Origin of the sequence: Bradyrhizobium genomosp. I (2014), from assembly GCF_000261685.1 — a bacterium.
GTDB lineage: Bacteria > Pseudomonadota > Alphaproteobacteria > Rhizobiales > Xanthobacteraceae > Bradyrhizobium.
Map to the genome: position 1 here is coordinate 1 of NZ_AJQE01000240.1, position 5,084 is coordinate 5,084.

5 protein-coding genes are annotated in these 5,084 nt (G+C 64.9%); 2 read left to right on the forward strand and 3 right to left on the reverse strand.

What is annotated here, in order from left to right; all coding sequences use genetic code 11:
* Together IC50_RS22520 and IC50_RS22525 are read left to right on the forward strand one after the other, a co-directional pair.
* The coding region (locus tag IC50_RS22520; RefSeq protein ID WP_035709751.1) for an AAA family ATPase at positions 1–906 on the forward strand (906 nt) is incomplete at its 5' end.
* A gap of 213 nt (positions 907–1,119) precedes the next feature.
* On the forward strand, positions 1,120–1,494 hold the full coding sequence (locus IC50_RS22525) for a hypothetical protein (RefSeq protein WP_035709753.1): 375 nt from the start codon (positions 1,120–1,122) through the stop codon (positions 1,492–1,494).
* A gap of 147 nt (positions 1,495–1,641) precedes the next feature.
* On the opposite strand, the gene IC50_RS22530 is transcribed toward IC50_RS22525, so the two are convergent.
* The 3 genes from IC50_RS22530 to IC50_RS22540 all read right to left on the reverse strand — a co-directional run.
* On the reverse strand, positions 1,642–3,063 hold the full coding sequence (locus tag IC50_RS22530; RefSeq protein ID WP_050991058.1) for an MFS transporter: 1,422 nt from the start codon (positions 3,061–3,063) through the stop codon (positions 1,642–1,644).
* 298 nt (positions 3,064–3,361) lie between these two features.
* On the reverse strand, positions 3,362–4,387 hold the full coding sequence (locus tag IC50_RS22535) for an aldo/keto reductase (protein ID WP_035709756.1): 1,026 nt from the start codon (positions 4,385–4,387) through the stop codon (positions 3,362–3,364).
* Between the two features lie 149 nt (positions 4,388–4,536).
* A partial coding sequence (locus tag IC50_RS22540) for a helix-turn-helix domain-containing protein (RefSeq protein ID WP_035709763.1) occupies positions 4,537–5,084 on the reverse strand: 548 nt, incomplete at its 5' end.

Genomic DNA, 5,084 nt, shown 5'->3' on the forward strand with positions numbered 1-5,084 from the left:
TCAGGTCCCACCGGCGTCGGCAAGACGGAAGTGGCAAAGCAGCTCGCGGCCAGCCTCGGCGTCGAGTTGTTGCGCTTCGATATGTCCGAATACATGGAGCGGCACACGGTGTCGCGCCTGATCGGCGCGCCTCCCGGTTATGTCGGCTTCGACCAGGGCGGTCTGCTCACCGACGGCGTCGATCAGCATCCGCATTGCGTGGTGCTGCTCGACGAGATCGAGAAGGCGCATCCCGACCTCTACAACGTGCTGCTCCAGATCATGGATCACGGCCGGCTCACCGACCACAACGGCAAGCAGGTCAATTTCCGTAACGTGATCCTGATCATGACCACGAACGCGGGTGCTTCCGATCTCGCCAAGCAGGCCTTCGGCTTCACGCGCTCGAAGCGGGAAGGCGATGACCACGAAGCGATCAATCGGCAGTTCGCGCCGGAATTCCGAAACCGTCTCGATGCCATCGTCTCGTTCGGTCATCTCAGCGTCGAGGTGATCGGCACCGTGGTCGAGAAGTTCGTGCTTCAGCTCGAGGCGCAGCTCGGCGACCGCGATGTCACCATCGAGCTGTCCGAGCCGGCCAAGGCCTGGCTGGTTCAGCACGGCTATGACGAGCAGATGGGCGCGCGCCCGATGGCCCGCGTGATCCAGGAGCACATCAAGAAGCCGCTGGCCGACGAGGTGCTGTTCGGCAGGCTGAAGGGCGGCGGTCACGTCCGCGTCGTCCTGGTCAAGGACGAGGCCGACGAGACCAAGGACAAGATCGGCTTCGAATTCGTCGAGGGGCCGGTCACGCCGAAGCAGGAGAAGCTCCCGGGCACCCGCAAGCGCCCGCCGGGCAAGTCCAAGCCGGGTGGCCCCGGCGGCTCGAAGGGGCCGACCTCCAAGGGGCCGCTGGTCAAGGCTTGATCCTCGGGTGATGAATTGAAAAGGCCGGCTGAAGAGCCGGCCTTTTTGTTGTTGGTGCATCTTGTGGTGTCAGACGCGCGCGTCAATTGCCCGGCTGAAGCCACTCGGTACCGATCCTGATATGCACGGTCATTTAGCGGTCGCGACTTTTCCTTGCCTTCAGCTCTAAGTTGCGGAATTCTCGATTCGGGGAATTTCCAAGGGGCTTTTTCAATGAGAATTTTGAGTGTTTTTTGCTGCGCCGCATTATTGGCTGGATGCGCTTCCAGCTCGCAGGATGTTAGCGCCACCTACGTCTCGCCGATGATTTATCAGAGCTACAATTGCCAGCAACTCGCGATGGAGGCGCAGGCAGTCTCCGCACGGGCCGCTACATTGGCTGGCGCCCAAGACAGCCAGCGGACCAAGGACACAGTCGCAACGACAGCCGCAGTCATCATCTTCTGGCCTGCTGCGTTCCTGGTCGGCGGCGACAAGCAGACCGCTGCGGAATTGGGACAAATGAAGGGTCAGCTAAACGCGATTGAGCAGGCCTCAATCATGAAGAAATGCAATATTCAATTCCAGGGAAAGCCGCCGGCTTCTTAGGCCTACCTACCGGCGCAAGGGGCGACGGTGGGCGCAAGCGCAGTTCTCGATAGTACCGAACCGCTTGGTGCGGTAGCTTCTGTTTGCCATATCGACTCCTGTGCAGCGACTTTAGTGCTCTCCTCCGCTTCAACATGGAGAAGAGGGCTAATCGCCTCTCAGGCGCTGATCGTCCTGCACGCGGACGTGCTCGGCGCCGCGCGCGCCGGCCGGAGACAGCCGCAGCATGCTCAGGACCGCGCCGCAGAGCGCAAATCCGACGCCTGCGAGGAGCGCGAGCCTGGTTCCGTCGATCGGATAGCGGCCGAGCAACAATGCGACCAGTGCCGCGCCGGTGGTCTGTCCGAGCAGGCGCGCCGTGCCCAGCATGCCGCTGGCACCGCCGGCGCGCTCGCGCGGGGCGGCCGCGATCATGGTGCGGTTGTTGGGGGTCTGAAACAGACCGAAGCCGGCGCCGGCGAGCGCCATCCGCCAGATCACGTCGAACGGCGTCGGGCTCGCAGGCAGGAAGGCGAGCGCGGCAAGGCCGCAGGCGAACAGCGTGAGTCCGATGCCGCCGAGCAGGCCGGCGGGATAGTGCTCGACCAGACGACCGGCAAGAGGCGCCGCGAATGCCACCGCGATCGGCCATGGCGTGATCAAGAGGCCCATATGCACGGCCGAATAGCCGAAGCGGCTCTGGAGGTAGAAGGGGATCGCGACGAACGCCAGCATCTGGCCGCAGAACGATGCGATCGAGGTCGCGATCGACAGTGCGAACACGGGGATACGCAGCAGATCGACTGGCAAGAGCGGCGAGGCCATGTGAGTCTCGCGGTAGATCAGCAGCGCTCCGGCGACGACAGCGATGGCGAACTGCACGAGACAGGTGATCGCGGCCTCGCCATGACCGACGCTGTCGACTGCGGCGATGCCGACGCCGAACGTGATAGCTGACAGCCCCGCACTTTGCCAGTCAAAGGAGCGGCCGGCGGCTCTGGTGTGCGGCAGGCTGCGCAGGCCCAGCACCAGCGTCACCGCGCCGAGCGGCACGTTGATGGCGAACAACCAGGGCCAGCTTCCGACCGCGAGGATGCCGGCGGCGAGCGTCGGGCCGACTGCGGCCGAGAAGGCGACGACGAGCGCGTTGAGCCCGATGCCGCGGCCGAGCAGGTGGCGCGGATAGGTGAAGCGTACCAGCGCCGCGTTGACGCTCATGATGCCGGCCGCGCCAAAGCCCTGGATGATGCGCGCGATCGTCAGCAGCGGCAGCGTATGTGCCAGCGCGCAGAAGGCCGATGCCAGCGTGAACAGCACCAGACCGACCAGATAGACGCGGCGATAGCCGACGATCTCGCCGAGCGAGGCCAGCGGCAGCAGCGAGATCGTTATCGCGAGCTGGTAGCCGTTGACGATCCAGATCGAGAAGGCCGGGCTTGCGTCGAGGTCGGCTGCGATCGTCGGCAGCGCGACATTGGCGATGGCGCTGTCGACCACCGCCATGATGATGCCGAGCGCAATGGTCAGCACCGCCTGGTTGCGCTGTGGTTGCGGCAGACCGTCGGCATGCTCGATGGGGGCGGACGACATGATGGCGGGTCTGACTCGAGCCGTGGTTTCGTCTCCGGTAGGGAATTGGTTGATCGACAGCAACCCGTCAGGACACCGGCAGTTCCTGTAGCGGAAGCAGATCTCCCGACGCGGCAAGCATGGGTCCGGCTGGCTTCCACGGCCTCACCAGCGCATTTTCGATCTTCCGAATGAATAAAGCGCGACGAGGCCGAACGTCGCTGCCGCCGACAGGATGAGGACGGCGCGATCCCAGTCGACCCTCGACCGCTCGCCGCCCTGATACAGCTCAATGCGCGTCGATATGCGCCGGCCCGTTTTACACCGCCGGCGGATTGCGATCGGTGAAAGTCACGCGCTGGTGCCAATAGGGGTAGGGCAGCGTCACCTTGCTCGCCGCGTCGAGCTTTGCGATCTGGTCCCCTGTCAACGACCAGCCGACCGCGCCCAGATTTTCGCGCAGCTGCGTCTCGTTGCGCGCGCCGATGATCAGCGTCGAGACCGTTGGACGCTGGAGCAGCCAGTTCAGCGCGATCTGCGACACGCTCTTGCCCGTCTCCGTCGCGATGTCGTCGATGGCATCGACGACACGGAAGACATGCTCGTCCGGCACGGGCGGTCCGAACTCGGCCGTCTTGGGCAGTCGGCTGACTTCCGGCTTCGGCTGGCCGCGGCGGATTTTTCCGGTGAGGCGCCCCCATCCGAGCGGCGACCAGACCACGGCACCCAATCCCTGGTCGAGCCCGAGCGGCATCAGCTCCCATTCGTAGTCGCGCCCGATCAGCGAGTAGTAGGTCTGGTTGGCGACGTAGCGCGGAAAACCGTGCTTGTCGGCAACCGCAAGCGACTTCATCAAGTGCCAGCCCGAGAAATTCGAAACGCCGACGTAGCGGATCTTGCCGGCGCGCACGAGCACGTCGAGCGTCGAAAGCACCTCTTCAGGCGGAGTGAATGCATCGAAGCCGTGGAGCTGGAAGAGGTCGATATAGTCGGTGCCGAGCCGGCTCAGCGAACCGTCGATGGCCGCGAGCAGATGCTGCCGCGACGAGCCGATATCGTTGGGACCGTCACCGAAGCGGAACGTCGCCTTGGTCGAGATCAGAACCTTGTCGCGGCGGCCCTTGACGGCTTGCCCGAGAACGCGCTCGGACTCGCCGAGCGAATAGACGTCCGCGGTGTCGAACATCGACACGCCGGCTTCGAGGCAGATGTCCAGAAGACGCCGCGCTTCGGTCGCGTCCGTCGTGCCCCACGCCGCAAGGCGGCCGACACCGCCGAAGGTCCCTGTGCCAAGGCTCAAGGCGGGCACCATGAGGCCTGACCGGCCCAAGCGTCGGTATTCCATCGATGTGCTCCCTGGCTGGCCGCTGATTGATCACTGCGGCACGATGGCAAAGGATAGTGCAAGCAGGCGTCGCGTCCTATCACGCGCTCACATACCGGCCTTGCTTCGGGATGGCCTGGCCGTGCTTGTGATAGCTGACTGGAGAGAGCTCAATGCCGCGACTGGCTGTGCCGGAAGTCGCGCGGCGACATGCCGAAATGCTCGCGGAAGACGCGGCCGAAATGCGAGAGGTCGTTGAAGCCCCAGGCGAACGCGATCTCGCTGATGTGGCGGTGCGCGAGCACGGGCGAGGCGAGGTCGCGCCGGCACCGGGCGAGCCGTTCGGCAAGGACGTGGCGCTGGAACGAGGTTTCCTCGTCGGCGAGGAGGTCGTTGACGTAGCGCGGCGAGATGCCGAGCGCGGCCGCGGTCTCCGCGAGCGAGAGGTCGGGATCGGAGAGATGCGCGCGGATGTGCGCCTTCAATCGGTAGAGCAGGGCCGAGCGGTGCGTCGAGGACGGCAGCGCTGTCCTGCCGAGCCGCTCGCTCAACGCCATCGCAAGGAGATCGACCGCCTGCTCTGACAGCGCGGCGGCGGTGTCCGGAGCCAACCCGTCCGCGTTTTGGCAAAGCCGGAAGATGAAATCATAGGCGAGCCGCTCGAGCGGTGCCTCAGTGCCGAACGACATCGCGGTCAGCGTCTCGGTGCCGCCGAGCC